The 14,096-nt window shown below is 52.7% G+C and carries 12 protein-coding genes and 2 pseudogenes; 7 read left to right on the forward strand and 7 right to left on the reverse strand.

Features of this window, described 5'->3' with window-relative positions; translation table 11 throughout:
* Positions 1 to 320 precede the first annotated feature (320 nt).
* Positions 321 to 1,889 carry a hypothetical protein gene (locus tag ACR0AM_RS19295; RefSeq protein WP_480623739.1) on the reverse strand — a complete coding sequence of 523 codons (1,569 nt, stop codon included), beginning with the start codon at positions 1,887 to 1,889 and terminating at the stop codon, positions 321 to 323.
* Between the two features lie 218 nt (positions 1,890 to 2,107).
* On the opposite strand from ACR0AM_RS19295, the gene ACR0AM_RS19300 reads away from it, so the two are divergent.
* Positions 2,108 to 3,847 carry an amidohydrolase gene (locus ACR0AM_RS19300; protein WP_480623740.1) on the forward strand — a complete coding sequence of 580 codons (1,740 nt, stop codon included), beginning with the start codon at positions 2,108 to 2,110 and terminating at the stop codon, positions 3,845 to 3,847.
* Between the two features lie 521 nt (positions 3,848 to 4,368).
* Here the strand turns inward: ACR0AM_RS19300 and ACR0AM_RS19305 are convergent.
* On the reverse strand, positions 4,369 to 4,863 hold the full coding sequence (locus ACR0AM_RS19305; protein ID WP_480623741.1) for a hypothetical protein: 495 nt from the start codon (positions 4,861 to 4,863) through the stop codon (positions 4,369 to 4,371).
* 339 nt (positions 4,864 to 5,202) lie between these two features.
* Here ACR0AM_RS19305 and ACR0AM_RS19310 point away from each other — a divergent pair, with 339 nt between their 5' ends.
* Positions 5,203 to 6,174, forward strand: a complete 972-nt coding sequence (locus ACR0AM_RS19310; protein ID WP_480521009.1) for a SphA family protein — start codon at positions 5,203 to 5,205, stop codon at positions 6,172 to 6,174.
* A gap of 48 nt (positions 6,175 to 6,222) precedes the next feature.
* The gene (locus ACR0AM_RS19315) at positions 6,223 to 7,152 is read left to right on the forward strand and encodes an autotransporter domain-containing protein (RefSeq protein ID WP_480623742.1); all 930 of its coding nucleotides are present in this window, start codon (positions 6,223 to 6,225) and stop codon (positions 7,150 to 7,152) included.
* A gap of 222 nt (positions 7,153 to 7,374) precedes the next feature.
* Here ACR0AM_RS19315 and ACR0AM_RS19320 read toward each other — a convergent pair.
* From ACR0AM_RS19320 to ACR0AM_RS19330, 3 genes and pseudogenes are all read right to left on the reverse strand, one after another.
* Positions 7,375 to 7,590, reverse strand: a pseudogene (locus ACR0AM_RS19320) (transposase domain-containing protein); the annotation flags it as partial.
* Between the two features lie 701 nt (positions 7,591 to 8,291).
* Positions 8,292 to 8,780 carry an outer membrane protein gene (locus ACR0AM_RS19325; RefSeq protein ID WP_480623743.1) on the reverse strand — a complete coding sequence of 163 codons (489 nt, stop codon included), beginning with the start codon at positions 8,778 to 8,780 and terminating at the stop codon, positions 8,292 to 8,294.
* 250 nt (positions 8,781 to 9,030) lie between these two features.
* Positions 9,031 to 9,732, reverse strand: a pseudogene (locus ACR0AM_RS19330) (IS6 family transposase).
* Positions 9,733 to 9,759: 27 nt separating this feature from the next.
* On the opposite strand from ACR0AM_RS19330, the gene ACR0AM_RS19335 reads away from it, so the two are divergent.
* The 4 genes from ACR0AM_RS19335 to ACR0AM_RS19350 all read left to right on the forward strand — a co-directional run bounded on the left by ACR0AM_RS19335 (position 9,760) and on the right by ACR0AM_RS19350 (position 12,324).
* Positions 9,760 to 9,939: a hypothetical protein gene (locus ACR0AM_RS19335; RefSeq protein WP_480555902.1), complete on the forward strand. Its 180-nt coding sequence runs from the start codon at positions 9,760 to 9,762 to the stop codon at positions 9,937 to 9,939.
* A gap of 401 nt (positions 9,940 to 10,340) precedes the next feature.
* Complete coding sequence (locus tag ACR0AM_RS19340; RefSeq protein WP_480623744.1) at positions 10,341 to 11,129, forward strand: hypothetical protein; 789 nt, start codon at positions 10,341 to 10,343, stop codon at positions 11,127 to 11,129.
* 183 nt (positions 11,130 to 11,312) lie between these two features.
* Positions 11,313 to 12,002 (forward strand): hypothetical protein, encoded by a 690-nt coding sequence (locus ACR0AM_RS19345; RefSeq protein ID WP_480623745.1) that lies wholly within the window; start codon positions 11,313 to 11,315, stop codon positions 12,000 to 12,002.
* 73 nt (positions 12,003 to 12,075) lie between these two features.
* Positions 12,076 to 12,324 carry a ParB N-terminal domain-containing protein gene (locus ACR0AM_RS19350; protein ID WP_480473583.1) on the forward strand — a complete coding sequence of 83 codons (249 nt, stop codon included), beginning with the start codon at positions 12,076 to 12,078 and terminating at the stop codon, positions 12,322 to 12,324.
* Here ACR0AM_RS19350 and ACR0AM_RS19355 read toward each other — a convergent pair.
* Together ACR0AM_RS19355 and ACR0AM_RS19360 are read right to left on the reverse strand one after the other, a co-directional pair.
* Positions 12,316 to 13,329, reverse strand: a complete 1,014-nt coding sequence (locus ACR0AM_RS19355) for a fatty acid desaturase (protein ID WP_480623746.1) — start codon at positions 13,327 to 13,329, stop codon at positions 12,316 to 12,318. The two genes, ACR0AM_RS19350 and ACR0AM_RS19355, sit on opposite strands and share 9 nt — an antisense overlap.
* A 72-nt stretch (positions 13,330 to 13,401) precedes the next feature.
* A complete protein-coding gene (locus ACR0AM_RS19360; RefSeq protein WP_480473585.1) occupies positions 13,402 to 13,608 on the reverse strand; it encodes a cold-shock protein in 207 nt (68 codons plus the stop codon).
* Positions 13,609 to 14,096 lie beyond the last annotated feature (488 nt).

A 14,096-nucleotide genomic window follows, 5' to 3' on the forward strand; every position in this document is an offset into this window, starting at 1 on the left:
TCCATTGCCCAGTTTTACTCGGTTCAGAAAACTGTCTGCCGTCATCGACTACCGGGTAAACTTAGGGGGTAACTCAAGAACACTGCGAAGAGAATCACATCATTCGGATACTGTGCGCCTTTGAAGGAGATCATAAACAGACTTTCGACTTCAATATTTTGATATCCATTCACTCGAAGCACTTATGAGCGTCAGCAGTCAAAACTTAGCAACAGATCCCCTCGACTCTGCCCGTTTCGTCAATCCGACGAGTTGGCAATCTGAACCCATAGCGATCGCAAATCTATTTGACCGACCTAAAACTTTGCAATGAAACCTATCTACTCGCCTCGCACCTCGACGAATCGGCTCGCCTCAAGCCTCTTCAGTCCCTCGTCAATTCGCGCACGTAGCCGATCGTCCATCATAATTTTCGCTGCATAGTCTGTGGGATCGACGCCGCGTTCTGTGAATGGCGCGATCGCGGCGCGGGCACTTTCGAGCTCCCCGGCCAGCGCATGCGTGACCGCGATCAGTAACCAGTCGTAGATCGCATCGCGCGCGTCAATGTCACGGACAAGATCGGAGGCCGTGCAATAATCTCCCGCGATCAATGGTTCCATCGCGAGCGATATGGACACCCAGTTTGGCAGCAACGGGTTGCGTTCGCGCGCTTCACGCACAAGCGCAAGGCCGTCTTCGATGTCACCCGACTTGGCGAGCCAGCCACCGACCAATGCCATCATCAGCGTCGCGTTTGGGTTAGCATCGACGGCACGCGAGATTAGATTTCGGTACCGTGCAGTGTCCCCCTGTGCTTGGGTAAAGGCTGCTGAGGCAAAAAGCGCCTCCTGGCAATTGGGAGCCAGAGCGATGGCCTTCTCAGCATGGATTCTTCCCGGCTCGATCACATCTTCGATCGGGGTTGCGCCGAGTGTCGCTGCTTCGATCAATGCTATCGCAACCAAAGCATGGGCGAGACCGCTCGATGGGTTGTGCCGGAGGGCGCCTTCTGCGAGCTCCTGAAACTCCTTCAGGCTATCAAGTCGTGATGTACCTACGTGTGCATGAAACGCTAGAAGCGCTTCATAGACGCCTGCATCCGTAGCACTTCGGCCGGTATATTGCGCGTTCAGATCTTCGGCGACGATACCGTAGGCATCAGCCAACCGTCTCGCACATTGGCACGCGATGTCCTCCTGAAGTCCGAATACATCGGCATAGTTGGACTCGATCCGAAACCGGTCTGACCAGATCAAGGTCTCATCAGGAAGCCGGCTCAACTGGACTAAAATGCGAAGGTTCCCACCGGCCTCGCGAACGTTGCCACGCAATATGTAGTCGACCCCTCCTGCAAGGGCCGAATTGTTGTTGTCAGATGCGATCACGCTCTCATGCCAACCGGAAATCACGCGTAGATGGCCAAAGCGCGCCAGCTCAAGTGCGATCTCCTCGGGAAGTCCGTCTCGGTACAATCGCGCCTTTTCTCCATCTTCTCCGGTAAAACCCAGGATAGCCAGCTTGGGCAACTCCGTCTGCGGGGTCCTTATTACCTTGGCCCGAACTGGAGGTCGCATATCGAAGCAAGGTCGATAGTGCCCCTTTGGCACCGATACCACCAACTGGTCTCCGGCGCCCGAGGTCAGGTAATAGTGTTCGAGTGCCTTTCGCAACTTGATCGCTTCGAGCCGGACGACGGGATCGCTGTTAGGGTCGAAACTGGCGTCGCGACCGAAAACATCCATTGCCAGTGCAGTGCCCTTAAGGAGATCTCCACGTCCGGCGAGTTCTTCCTTCACAAGGTGGGTCAGGAACCTTTGAACCCGTGGCCCGGCGGTGAAATCCGAAGAGGAAAGAATGCGATTGAGTTGTGCAGTGACCGCTTCCTCATCTGGTTGAATTTCGGTCAATGCTTTCACACTCCCTAGCACCAACTTGTATCGGGTTCATACAGGCCGATGGTAGCAGCGTCGAAGAACATGGTCGAGAGGGCCGCCCGGAAACTTCGCAGCAGAGCCTCCTAAACATAACGGTGGACCAGTTCAGTAAGGGTGGCGCAGTTCCGCATTATCGATGGCAAATTGATATTATTCATATATGATGGAACGACTAACAGGGGAGACAACAGATGAAGTTTATTTCTGCCAGTGTACTGGCGTTATGTGCCAGCCTTGCTCATGCTCAGGATGCCGCAGACCTGGTTTTGAAAAATGCTTTCGTCCTGACAATGGACAATGAAAATCCCGAGGCGCAAGCCGTTGCCGTACGAGGCAATCAGATCGTGTATGTTGGCGACGTGAATGGCGTGGAAAGCTTGACTGGCGAGAACACCGAAGTCCTTGATCTGACCGGCAAGATGGTGCTCCCCGGCTATGTCAGCGCCCACGACCATGTTCTTGGCTCCGCGTGGTCGACACTAGGCGTCGATCTGAATGCGGCAAAAGACAAAGAAGAAACACTGCAGATGCTGCGGGACTACGTGGCGGAAAACCCGGATCTGCCGATCGTTGTCGGCCAAGGATACAATGCAACCCTTATGGGGGGGGCGCCGACTGCCGCTGAGTTGGATGAAATCATCCCCGACAAGATCGCGATTATCATCGACTTCACCATTCACGACGCGTGGCTGAACACCAAGGCGCTCGAAGCAGGAAACATCACCAAAGATACGCCGGACCCGGTGCCGGGGGTTACTTACTGGATCAGGGATGACGACGGAAACCCATTGGGCGTCGGCAAGGAAGGATCGTGGTTTCCTGTCTATACGAAGGTCGCTTGGGATCCCGAGCGAATGATCGAGGAAAGCCGCGAAAAACTTCAGCCACAAGTGGTCGCAGGCGGCACAACAACAGTACTGATTCCTGGTGTTGTCACTCCGAATTTCACAAACGCACCTGGCATGTTCGATGATTTGGAGATTTCCATGAAGGTGCTTGAAAAAGCGCTCGCCGACGGTGATTTGCCAGTGCGAACGTTTGTTCAACCGGCCTACAAGGACGCGACAGCCGATCCGGTTGAATTTGCGGCGCGGGCACGTGCAATGGCCGACAAGTACAACGGTGACTTGTTTCGCGTACATGGCATCAAGTTACACCCCGAAGGGACATGGAGTGCCGGCGCGGTTCTGATGCTGGAGCCGTTCGAGGGAACAGACAATATAGGCATCTCGGCGGTGAAACCGGATCAGATGAAAGAGGTCGTCAAGGCCGCAAACGACCAAGGTCTAGATGTTTTTGCCCATGTTGAAGGGTCGGGCACTGTGCGTGGGATGATTGACGCGATCCTTGCGTCGCGCGACTCCGGCAACGCGGACGAGCGCAATGCGCTGCATCACTATCAGATCGTTCATCCTGATGACCAGCAACGCATGATCGACAACAGCATTCCGGTAAACATCACCCCGATTTTTTCGGTAGATTGGGCTGGGCAGGATCAGGACTTTCTCAGCATGTTGGGTGACACGCGCACGAACGAGCGTGTTTCTCAATACAGGCCACTGGCCGATGCCGGGGTCAGCGTCAGCCTTGCAGGAGATTACCCATCCGCGCCGATGTCGACCAACAGTATGCTCTATCAGATCTATACTGCGGTTACGTTCAAGAACCCCCTGGACCCCGCGAACTCTAAGAAGTTCCCAAATGGAGCTGCCCCGCTGGACCTGATGCAGGCGATTGAGGCCGTAACAATCAATCCAGCTTGGCAATTGAGAATGGAAGACAAACTGGGCTCCCTAGAGGTGGGGAAATTGGCCGATATCGTGATTCTGGACCGAAACATTCTGGAATTGGATAATCCCGAAGAGCTGCTGACGACCAAGGTTCAAGCAACGATTATGGATGGACAATTCCGCCATCGGGATGGACTATAGTCGCGGTCAATACGACCGAACTTCAGAGGCACCCCACATTATGGAGGTGCCTCTTTTTTCGTTTTGACCCAGATGTTTGATCCCAAGGTTTGATAATGCGACCCTTTCGCAGCCCTGGAATTGGGACACATCATATTCGCGACGGATGTAGGTCGACATGATCTGCGAGGTCAAAAGGATTCGGTACCGCCTGCACAATCTGAATTCAGGGCCAAATCGAATACTCCACATTCCGAACCATCAGACGCCTGTAGGCGAGCACTTGGGGCGGGACAAAAACAGAATTCGTCCAGATCGCCGCTGCCTCGCTTTCGTAGCTGACGTGATCGTCGAGCACTATCCGCACGACCCGTGTACGTGTCTCAGGTGAATAGCGGTTCGCTCTGTTGTTTTTTTTGGCTGCGATCTTTCCTTGATTTGGAGCCTCCGGAAACCCCGGAGCGGGTCACTTCAAGGCTGCCGAGCATACCTCAGGCTAATCCCGAAACGCTTTAGTGTTGAGCTTTTAAGGCCAACAAGCATCAACGGTCCACCGTGTTCTTTCTGCGCTCGAAGAGGGAAAGAATATGTGCCGCAATCACCATTACCAGCCAAATCAAAGACGAACTGAAATTTTCGGCCGCAGCAAGTGGCAAAACCGCAAACCCAAATAATATTGAAACGAAATCACTTGCCTGCCAGCCATCGGCAAGCAGGTCGGGCAATAATCCAAGAAAGCTGCCGAATGCGCCTGCAATCAATGTTGACAAAAGTCCGCCAACCAATGCTGTCACCCATCCCCCAACGCCTGAACGACCAAACATCGGAGCAAGCAGAAACCCCATGAACGCCCCACCCAACGTCATCGCAATCACGTAGCGTGTCACCAGCCCGAAGTTCTGCTTCGCCCACTCGTCACTCAACCCGCCGGGAAGGTCCCGAGAAAGGAAGAGCAGGAATAAGCTTGCACCGATCACGGCCATTACCAATGTTGCTGCTCGTCGTGGCGCTTTATACTGTGATTTCGCGACTGTCATTCAATCGGTCCAAATCGAGAGGGATTTTGATGGGTGCGAACGGGGCCGCTCCGTGGCTCGGTTTTTTCGCGTAAACAGGTCAACCGCATCAATCTGCTTGTTTAATTATACAACAAAACGCGTGCGCGGCGTCAACGGCAAGCAAGGGAATTAAAACCATGCAAAACATCCAGGAACATTGATTGCATTTGCGGTCGTCAAATGGTCGGGGCTGCCGTCGGGGCCACTCAACTGTTTCTAACGAAAACAGTTAACGACCGTGGGGAGCAAGTCACGGCCTATTAACAAATAAACAAATTTGATTATGATCGCCTTACAAAGGAGGCGAGGTGTTCCATTATGAAGCGGTTTTGGCAAGTTCTCCTATCTTCAAATTCAGCACGTGCATTTTTCCCTGTTTCGACACAGGTTTCAGCGGTTCTCGGCGCTCTGACATTCATTGCAGTTTCGATAATCGGCGGCACAGCGGCGGCTCAGTTTCCAATTGCGGGAAGCTACGGGTTGGGTGGCGGGTTGGGACAAACCTCTGCTGTACTGCCTCCTCAGGGAACTAGGGTAATCGAAAATGGGTGGATCAACTACGATATCCAACGTTATGTCGATGACAACGGAGATGACATCGGTGCACCAACGCCCACAGTCAACGCGGCCCGGTTGACCTTCAGATATGTTTTTCGTGACGTCAGGATACTCGGGGCCGATTATGCGGCAGGCGTTGTCCTGACTTACCGAGATCAGATATTGCGGCCTGAACCCGGGTCGGGGACAGACTACCATCTGGGAGACACAGTTGTCACACCAATCGCGTTGGGGTGGCATCACAATACCTGGCACTTTCAAACATCCTACACCTTTTGGGCCCCAACCGGAGAATTTGAAGCGGGTGGAAGCACCAACACCGGCAAGGGCCTTTGGAGCCACATGCTGTTCGTAGGATCAACATGGCAGCAGGACGCAAGCCTGCCTTGGGCGGCAACGTTTCAGGCACGTTACGAAACGTTCGGACGCCAGAAAACCACCGATATTCGCCCAGGTGACGTCCTGTCATTGGAGTTTGCTTTTGGAAAAGAAGTCGCCCGGGGCTTCAGTCTGGGGCTTTTGGCGGCACGATCATTCCAAGTTTCAAAGCAAAGCGGTACACCCGGAGGCAATCCCTCAAAATATGAGATCAACCTAATCGGAGCCGAAGGTGTCTGGAAACCCAAAGATCTTCCAGGCGCTCAGATCGCCTTGCGCATGGGGAAGGAATTTGACAACCGAAACACGACGGAAGGCTTCGCGACCCTGCTGTCGCTTGCCTACGCATTTTAACAGGTGTGCGTGGGGTCATTCGGTAAAACGTTTACCTTCAAGGGCAATATGAGAAAAGATCGTGCCTGCGCGGCGATTTTGGCTATGGGTGTAGGCTGTGCTACGACGGCGCAAAGTTCTGATCCGGATGCTTCAGAAGCGTCGGCACGCGCAGCATTGTCAGTTTTGAGTATTGCTGCCACCCCAAACGAAACTATGTCTTCTTTTTCTTTTCTAAGGGCAACAGGCGACACAAAAAGCCTTAGATCAAGCCAACTCCGAGGCGGGTATCACCCGCTCGAAAATGGCTTATATCTTGAAGGGCTTGTGGCTTATCAGAAATACAACCCGGTGCTTTTCTTTCCAGAAATTGCACCTGGTGTCGATGTGGACGTGACCTGGGCAAGTGTAGCGGCAACCTTTGGTTTAGGCTGGGAGTTTCCGTTGAAAAACGACTGGCGCATTCGTCCGGTCGGGCATGTATCATTCGGCCATGTTACGGCTGATGCTTCAATTATTGACTTCCCGTTGCTTCCGGTCAATTCGCAGTCGGCGGATTCAGTTGACGGAAACCTGAATGCACTGGGATTAGGGGCATCTGTCGCCGTATTCAAGGAGACCCAGGTTGGCCTTTGGCAGGCAGAATACCGATTTCGCCAAACGTTTCTGGAGTTTCACCCAATTGACGAACCACAAGCCGGTGGGGCCAAGGCCAACTCCAACCAGACGACGCTTTTTTCTCGCCATCGCTATCCTTTGAAAGATGTCAGGTTCTTCAACTTGCCCACGCACCTAGTTCTGGATGCTGGACTGGTGTACTATCGAGGGGATGCCGCAAAGGTTCTGGACACCGATTGGTTGGCAACTGCTGGTGTCGGCATCGAGTTCGACGCAAGCCGAATTGGTGTTCCATTGGTTCAGGCCGGGCGGATAATGCTGAGTGGTGTAATCGCCGAGGATTTTGACGGTTATTCCATAGGCTTGGGCCTAAGGTTTTAGCGTCGCGCTCAACTTTGAACTTAAGACAATGTTCGGACGTGGGTTTCCCCGTTGGGAATCCAAATCTATGAATCTTGTAAGTTTCTGGATCTGTTGCAAACTTTTGACCTATGGCCTTCGTTGAGTTAGCGCCTGTTTGGCTGATGGCAGGTGTTGTCACGTTAACCCGCGATCCGCATAAAGATCCTGGTTTTTGGATTTCAAACGTAAACGGTAACTCGATCACACGTGGGCAGCGAGGTTCCAGGGCAAGAGATCGTCGATCTGGCTTTGTTTGTGGCCGTTGACGATGGCTGAGAGCGTTGCGGTCAGGTATACATGTGGATCGACGTTGTTAAGCTTGCAGGTTTCGATCAGCGAGGCGATGACGCCCCGGTTTTCGGCGTCCGCGTCGTGTCCGGCGAAGAGCGCGTTTTTCCTGTTCAGGGGCAGTACCCGTTCATTCTGCCCATGTCGGGCAGCTTTCCCGTGTGCGTTACGGATGGAATGCCTATTTCGGTTCAGATATCCGGGTGTTTCAATCCCGCCAGCGCGGTGATGGACAATACGTAGCTTTGGAGCGCGATCATGGCGCCGGAGTGGGTTCTTGACGCGGCAGTGTATTCGACCCTGAGTTTGGGCGTCCCGCTGGTTTCCATTGCTGCGCTTAATGATCTTCATGGTGTTCTCGCGTCCCTGGGGTTCCGGCGAAGCGTTTCGAAGAGGAAACGACAAAGGAGGCCGAGTATGATTCCGGAACGAAGGACCGATCCAGCGCAGCTGCCGCTACCCTTTCATCCCAATCCGATTATGCAGATTACGCAGGAGGAGAAGGCAACTGCTCTGACCGCGCTGGCCCAACTTCTGCTTTCGGCCGAGCCTCCCCCACTGAACTGGTCCACCGCTATGTTTAGGAAACGGAGGACCACGAATGTCCTTTACGACCTTCTCACTGTGGCTCTGCTTGGTTCCGGGTTTCTTTCTCATCTCCACTCCTTGGTGGTTACGATGAGCCAGAAATCCTCTCTTATCAAATCAACCTAAACTGTCCCATTAGCACTGACGTCAGACACTGGTTGTGAATCCTGACCCTAGAATCAATTACCCCGACTACGCATAAATTATGTGAAGTCGGGATATATTTGGTTAGCTTGCCACTCCTAAAAACGGTAGTTCAAACCGAATGTCGCAGTGGTGACACTAAAATTATTGTCTCCGCCGGATGTGTCAAACCTGTCTTCAAGAATTTCGCCGAATAGTGAAACGTTATTAGAAATGCGGTGCTCCAATCCAATGCCGATTGTATATCCCCATTCGTCATTGGTTGCACTACTCGCAGCGTAAGCTGAGCCGGTCGTTACGTAGGCCAAGGTGTCTCCAAAAGAGTAGCCACCCCGAATTCTGATGCGGCTCAAGCTGTCCAAGTCGCCAATACCTGCGGAAACATTGGAGTAGCTAGAGTCAACTGAAAGACCAGCTACCCAACTACCGTCAATTCCCCAATCGCGACCCACATGAAGTCCAACCAAGTCGCCATGGCCGTCCAAGTCCTCTGCAAGGTTCCCATAGCCAAAACGGGCTCCGACGTAGCTGCCATTCCAGTCTGCTGCGAAAGCAGGAACAGAGGTGAACGCCATCACTGTGGTCATTGCGATCGCCGCGGGTTTTATTACCATTCTTCCAGACATTGTCTTACCTCGGTGAGTTGTTCGTTTGAGATCCGACGGTATGAGATTTGTTAACCGTCCTCTGGTTAACTGTGGAAGATTGAGAACATTCTGGAGGTTCGAAACTGTAAGTTACAGTTACCGAACTGAACCTTCCCATCTGAATAAAACTGACCTGCCCGGTGTTGTTACGTTAGCTCGCGATCAAGCAAAGAATACTGTTTAATAAAATTCAGGCTGCTTGAGTGGCGGCATTCCAAGCGTCAATTGCTTCGAGGCGGTGATATCGAATTGTTCAGGCGGAGCGGCGGCGAGCGGGGACGCTGGAGCGGTTGCGGATTGCGGAGTGTGTCGCCATGTACCTTTGCAACCCTGCTGGAGAGCGACGGCCTTGCATTGTCCTTTCTCGCTTTCGGAATGGGAGATGGCTGTTTTCGGCGCGGTTATTGAGGCCCTTGTGCGACCAATGCTCCAGACCCGGCGCGACCTCTCGCTTGGCGGCACCATACGAGCGCAGCATGTCCGTGATGATCCGCTTGGGAGTGAAACCAAGACGCTTTATCAGGCGGCGTAACAGCCGTTTTGCAGCCCGTTTGTCCCGTTTCGGTTGGAGTATTTCATCCAGCACGATTCCATGCCGATCGACCGCGCGCCAAAGCCAATACTTGCGACAATAGAGTCTCACAACAACTTCATCGAGATGCCAGACATCGCCAGGACGGTTCAGTCTCTGCCGCAGGTTTCGAGTTACCGCCGGCCCGAACTTGATGAACCAACGCAGGACGGTTTCGTAAGAAGCATCGATCCCCCGCTGCAGCATCAACTCTTCAGTTTCCCACAGGCTCAGATTGAAGCGAACGTACAGCCACACCGCTTGCGCGATGATCTGAGGTGGAAATCGGTGGCGCCTGTAGCTGATCGATGACGAAATCATCGATGTCACCTACGTCTAAATCGTATCATGGTCACCCTCGAGCGCAATCGCTACAGCGGCCCGGCCAGCCTCATAAACTGCTGTATCTGCCGGCATGTTTACACGGAACGGTTGGTCGTTTTGGCGGAAGGCCCGACCGTTTGTGCCCACGATCGCATCATCGAGCTGTCACACCACAAATCCGGCAGCGTGATCTATGACTGGTGACATCACTTCGCTGTGATCCAACGCAAGCCCGGCGCCCGGCGCAATATCTAGCCTCAACAATCTCGCCGAATAACTTGGCAATGCCGTTTCAAAAACTATCTGCCCTAGTGGAGTTAGCGTTGCGACGAGGGAAACTTCCTTGACTCTATGCTGGCTAAGGACCACTAAAGTGCATTGGTGAAAATTACTCGTCGTCGCGATGCTGCCGGCTTCGATGATCCAATGGCCTTCAGACTAATTGTAGCATGTGCCCAGCACAGGAACGGGTTTCGCTGGGGTCTTCGCTATGAGCTCGTTCCTCGCAAGCATTCGTAACTGTCACCTGACATGCACCAGTCATCGCGTGACCCATGAAAGAAGGCGCCGTATGAACAGCACATGGCTCATTAATTGCGTGCTTGATGGCCGATAGATCAGGTCTCAGGCTCCGTTTCAATCAGTCATTCATCGTGTTTACGCGCTGCATTCTTTGTTTGATCCCGGCACTTTTGGTGTCGCTCTCAGGAACAAAGCTTCCTGCCCAAGTCGCAGGCAATGCCGATGGATCAGTTTGTGACGAAGGTTTCGAAAACAAGAATGGATCGTGCCAAAGAACAGACTTACCAGAAAACGCATATTTGACGGGTAGCTCCTATGGCAGTGGCTGGAAATGCAATCACGGTTTTCAGAATGTCGGAGATCTCTGTGAGGAAATAAGAGTTCCTGAAAATGCCTATCTTGCATCAACCGGAGATCAGTGGGAGTGCAATCGGCTGTTCCAGCGTGTCGAAGAAAAATGCGAAGAACTGATTGCACCTCAAAATGGATACGTCGAAACCAGGTTTGGCGCACAGGAAATACACTGCAACTGGGGATTTCGTAAGGAGAACCAGGATTGTGTTGCAATAGAAGTCCCAAAAAACGGTCGCCTGAGCGATAAAAAAAGCTCGGATGGTTGGGTATGCCTCAGAGGTTACAACGCAGCGGAGAGCGGCTGTGAGCCTGTGGCTGTTCCACAGCATGCGTATCTTGAACCAGATTCCTACTCTGGATGGAAATGCGAACGCGGTTATCGCGCAAACCGGGACAGGTGCGTTGCGATCCTTGTTCCTTCAAACGCTCATTTGAATCGAAGAGGTGATGGTTGGGAGTGCAATCGGCCGTTCACACGACAGAACGATAAGTGCGCCGAAAATATTCCACGAAAATAGGTTCGTGGAAATCAATATCGCCTGACAAATCCGGAAGGACCAAGCCGTGAACCATAACTCGATTGACGAAAATCTTGGCAAAAGGATCAAAGCCGAAAAGGCGCGTCGCCGGTCCCACGGGATTAAGATATCTATAGCGTTAGCAGTGTTTGTTGCAGCGGTAATTGTAGTGGTGTTTCTCTGATGCGTAAAAATGCCCCTCAAGTGACCCTTTCTGACTCAAAGATGTCAGTGCGTGGTCTGGAACAAAGAGCATTTCAGGACCGCAGTGTTCGCAAGACGCGGAACGCCGACGTATCAGAAGTGATCGAAGTAGAATTTGGAAAGTACTTGATTAAGGCTGGCATTCTGAGCGGTAACAGCGTTGCGCGCGCATTCCCCAAGCCACCAGCGAAAACGCAAGGTTTGATTGCTGATGCAGTTGGCGAAACACCGTCATTGGCCATTGAAGCCTTAAAAGAAATTCTCGAAGAGCGAGACAGGAAACGCAGCGCTCGACGTCGTTTGGAGGCGAACTCCGGCAACTTCATTCCCAGTGAAGGAGAATATGTCGAGGCATTGCGCCAGATCAGGCTCTCCCCTGCGCAGGTCACCATGCTCAAAGCACTTACAATCGCAGGCAAGAAAGGACTGAGCATTGGTCAGTTAACTAAGGCAGCTGGTTACAAATCGCGCGAGGCGTCCGTCAAGGTCTTCAAGAAAATCGGGCTATCGATTGCAGAATATCTGGAACTCGAGCTTCCCGAAGCCGGATCGGCACAGAATGATGGCGCCGCTCAGGTATTGGCATTTTCTCACGTCAAAAGTGACGATGAACCAGCGACTTGGATCATGCATCAGGAGCTGCGCGATGCTGTTCGTTCGGTTCTATGACGCACGGTCCAGCGCCTGCCTTTGAAGCGAACTTCGAACCGGAATAAACGCAAGAAAGGCGCACACGTAGCTTATGTTGGAGAAAAAACCATATCCGCTCGACCTGATCTATGTACCTGTGAAACGGGCCAAAACACTTGATCAACAAAAGGTTCTGACGCTGGCAGAAGATATCCTGAAGAATGGCCAGAAGACGCCGATCCAGATACGTGCGGACAACAAGCGGTTCGTGCTGATTGAAGGCCTTCACCGACTAGAGGCCATTCGCGCCCTAGGCGGTGATACGGTTGAAGCCTATTTGGTCCGTGCCAGACTACACTAAACTCTTTTTGAGATTGGCGTTCGACAAAGCCTCGGAAAATGCCAGCAGGCGCTGACCTTCTTCATCCCAAAGATGCAATCGTGCACAGTGAAAGCTCTCGAACAAAGTAATACGCTGGCAATTTTCCAACTCGGAATGGTCGCGCAAAACTTCGTCAAGCCGGTAAAAAGGTATGCGGCTGGCAAGGTGGTGAACATGGTGCACACCAATATTGGCAGAGAACCACCGCAGGATACCTGGCAGGGCATAGTGAGAACTTCCATAGAATGCTGCGTTCTGAAGATTCCACCCTTCTTCCCGCTCCCAGGTCGTGTGTTCAAACTGGTGTTGAATGTAGAAAAGCCAAATACCAATCGACGCGGCGACGATCATGGTTGGCAGGAATACATAAACCAGTACATCCATGCCTCCGGTCCAAAAAATCAGAGCCAGGACCACCGCAATCGCGGCGTTTGTTCCCATTGCACTTGCCCAATACAGCCAGCCTGACCGCATGAAACCAAAGGGCAAGCGATTTTGAAGAAAGAACGTGTAGACCGGTACGATACAGAACAGGAAGAAGGGGTTCCGTATTAACCTGTAAGCGGCACGACCGGCCCACTTTCGCTTCAGGTATTCCTCTACAGTCAACGTAGGGATATCGCCCATCCCGCGCCGATCAAGGTTGCCGGTTGAGGCGTGGTGGATCGCATGGCTTTGCCGCCAGACGTCATAGGGTGTGAGGGCGAGAACACCCAGGACCCGACCGGTCCAATTGCAAACGGTGCGGTTTCTAAAGAAAGATCCGTGACCACAATCATGCATGATGATGAAGAGACGCACCAGAAATGCGGCGTTCAGGATGGCCAGTAGAACCGCGACCCAGACACTAAAAGATAACGCAAACCACGCTGCGCCCCAAAGCGTGAAAAAGGGAACGACGGTGATTGCCAGCTCAAAAACGCTACGCTTCGTATCAGGCACACGGTATTGCGCGAGCGCCCGGGTCAATTCCTGCTGTTGCAACTGACTTGTTCTCCAACGGCTCTGAGGAACCCCCTGAGCATTCGGGCACCCCAGAAGGGTGCCCGTAGCAGGCTATGCGAGTGCCAGGTTGGCGGCGCTGTCGCGCCCATCACGGCCAGCTTCGACGTCGAAGGTAACCTTCTGGCCGTCCTTTAATTCGCTGATGCCGGAACGTTCAAGTGCTGAAATATGCACGAACACGTCGCGCTTGCCACCCTCAGGTTCGATAAAGCCAAAACCTTTGGTCGAGTTGAACCATTTTACTGTGCCATTTGCCATGGTCGAAGTCTCCTAATACTTGCCGCCCGCATTATTGCGGCGACTCGGCGTGGTCGGTCTGAATCGAAAGACTGAACGCCGAATTTGGGAGACAGCAGGTCGAAAAAGAAAAACGTGAGCCTTGCGTATATGGGCTTAGCGTACACACGATACAAGTCTTGATACAATGGAAAGCAACAGAAGATCTGCGTCTGCCTAGCCCAAGTTAGGACAACGATAAGCAGGACCATTGCTCTGTGGTTCGGAAATCAGAAGTCGGCTTCTGTGATAAAACCTGCCGAGTGCGTATGCAGCAAATTGATTGCTCAGATACGGCAGGTAGGGCTGACTGTCCGAATTCACCGCGCGCTACAAGAACACCGCGGCTAGGCACAAATGTCATTGATTGGTGGAAACATTGCTAAATCAACGAGTTGACCTCTCTAACGAACGGCAGATTTTGCGCGGCCCGAATCTTGGGTCATGCTGCGTTGGCATAGGGCGACTGC

It is taken from the genome of Ruegeria sp. AD9 (genome assembly GCF_056542305.1).

What these genes read in the sequence shown, in the direction of transcription:
- ACR0AM_RS19360 (WP_480473585.1), bottom strand. Translation starts at nt 13,608, where the DNA reads ATGGCAAATGGCACAGTAAAATGGTTCAACTCGACCAAAGGTTTTGGC.
- ACR0AM_RS19305 (WP_480623741.1), bottom strand. Translation starts at nt 4,863, where the DNA reads ATGACAGTCGCGAAATCACAGTATAAAGCGCCACGACGAGCAGCAACA.
- ACR0AM_RS19300 (WP_480623740.1), top strand. Translation starts at nt 2,108, where the DNA reads ATGAAGTTTATTTCTGCCAGTGTACTGGCGTTATGTGCCAGCCTTGCT.
- ACR0AM_RS19310 (WP_480521009.1), top strand. Translation starts at nt 5,203, where the DNA reads ATGAAGCGGTTTTGGCAAGTTCTCCTATCTTCAAATTCAGCACGTGCA.
- ACR0AM_RS19315 (WP_480623742.1), top strand. Translation starts at nt 6,223, where the DNA reads ATGAGAAAAGATCGTGCCTGCGCGGCGATTTTGGCTATGGGTGTAGGC.
- ACR0AM_RS19325 (WP_480623743.1), bottom strand. Translation starts at nt 8,780, where the DNA reads ATGACCACAGTGATGGCGTTCACCTCTGTTCCTGCTTTCGCAGCAGAC.
- ACR0AM_RS19340 (WP_480623744.1), top strand. Translation starts at nt 10,341, where the DNA reads ATGGCCGATAGATCAGGTCTCAGGCTCCGTTTCAATCAGTCATTCATC.
- ACR0AM_RS19345 (WP_480623745.1), top strand. Translation starts at nt 11,313, where the DNA reads ATGCGTAAAAATGCCCCTCAAGTGACCCTTTCTGACTCAAAGATGTCA.
- ACR0AM_RS19350 (WP_480473583.1), top strand. Translation starts at nt 12,076, where the DNA reads ATGTTGGAGAAAAAACCATATCCGCTCGACCTGATCTATGTACCTGTG.
- ACR0AM_RS19335 (WP_480555902.1), top strand. Translation starts at nt 9,760, where the DNA reads ATGGTCACCCTCGAGCGCAATCGCTACAGCGGCCCGGCCAGCCTCATA.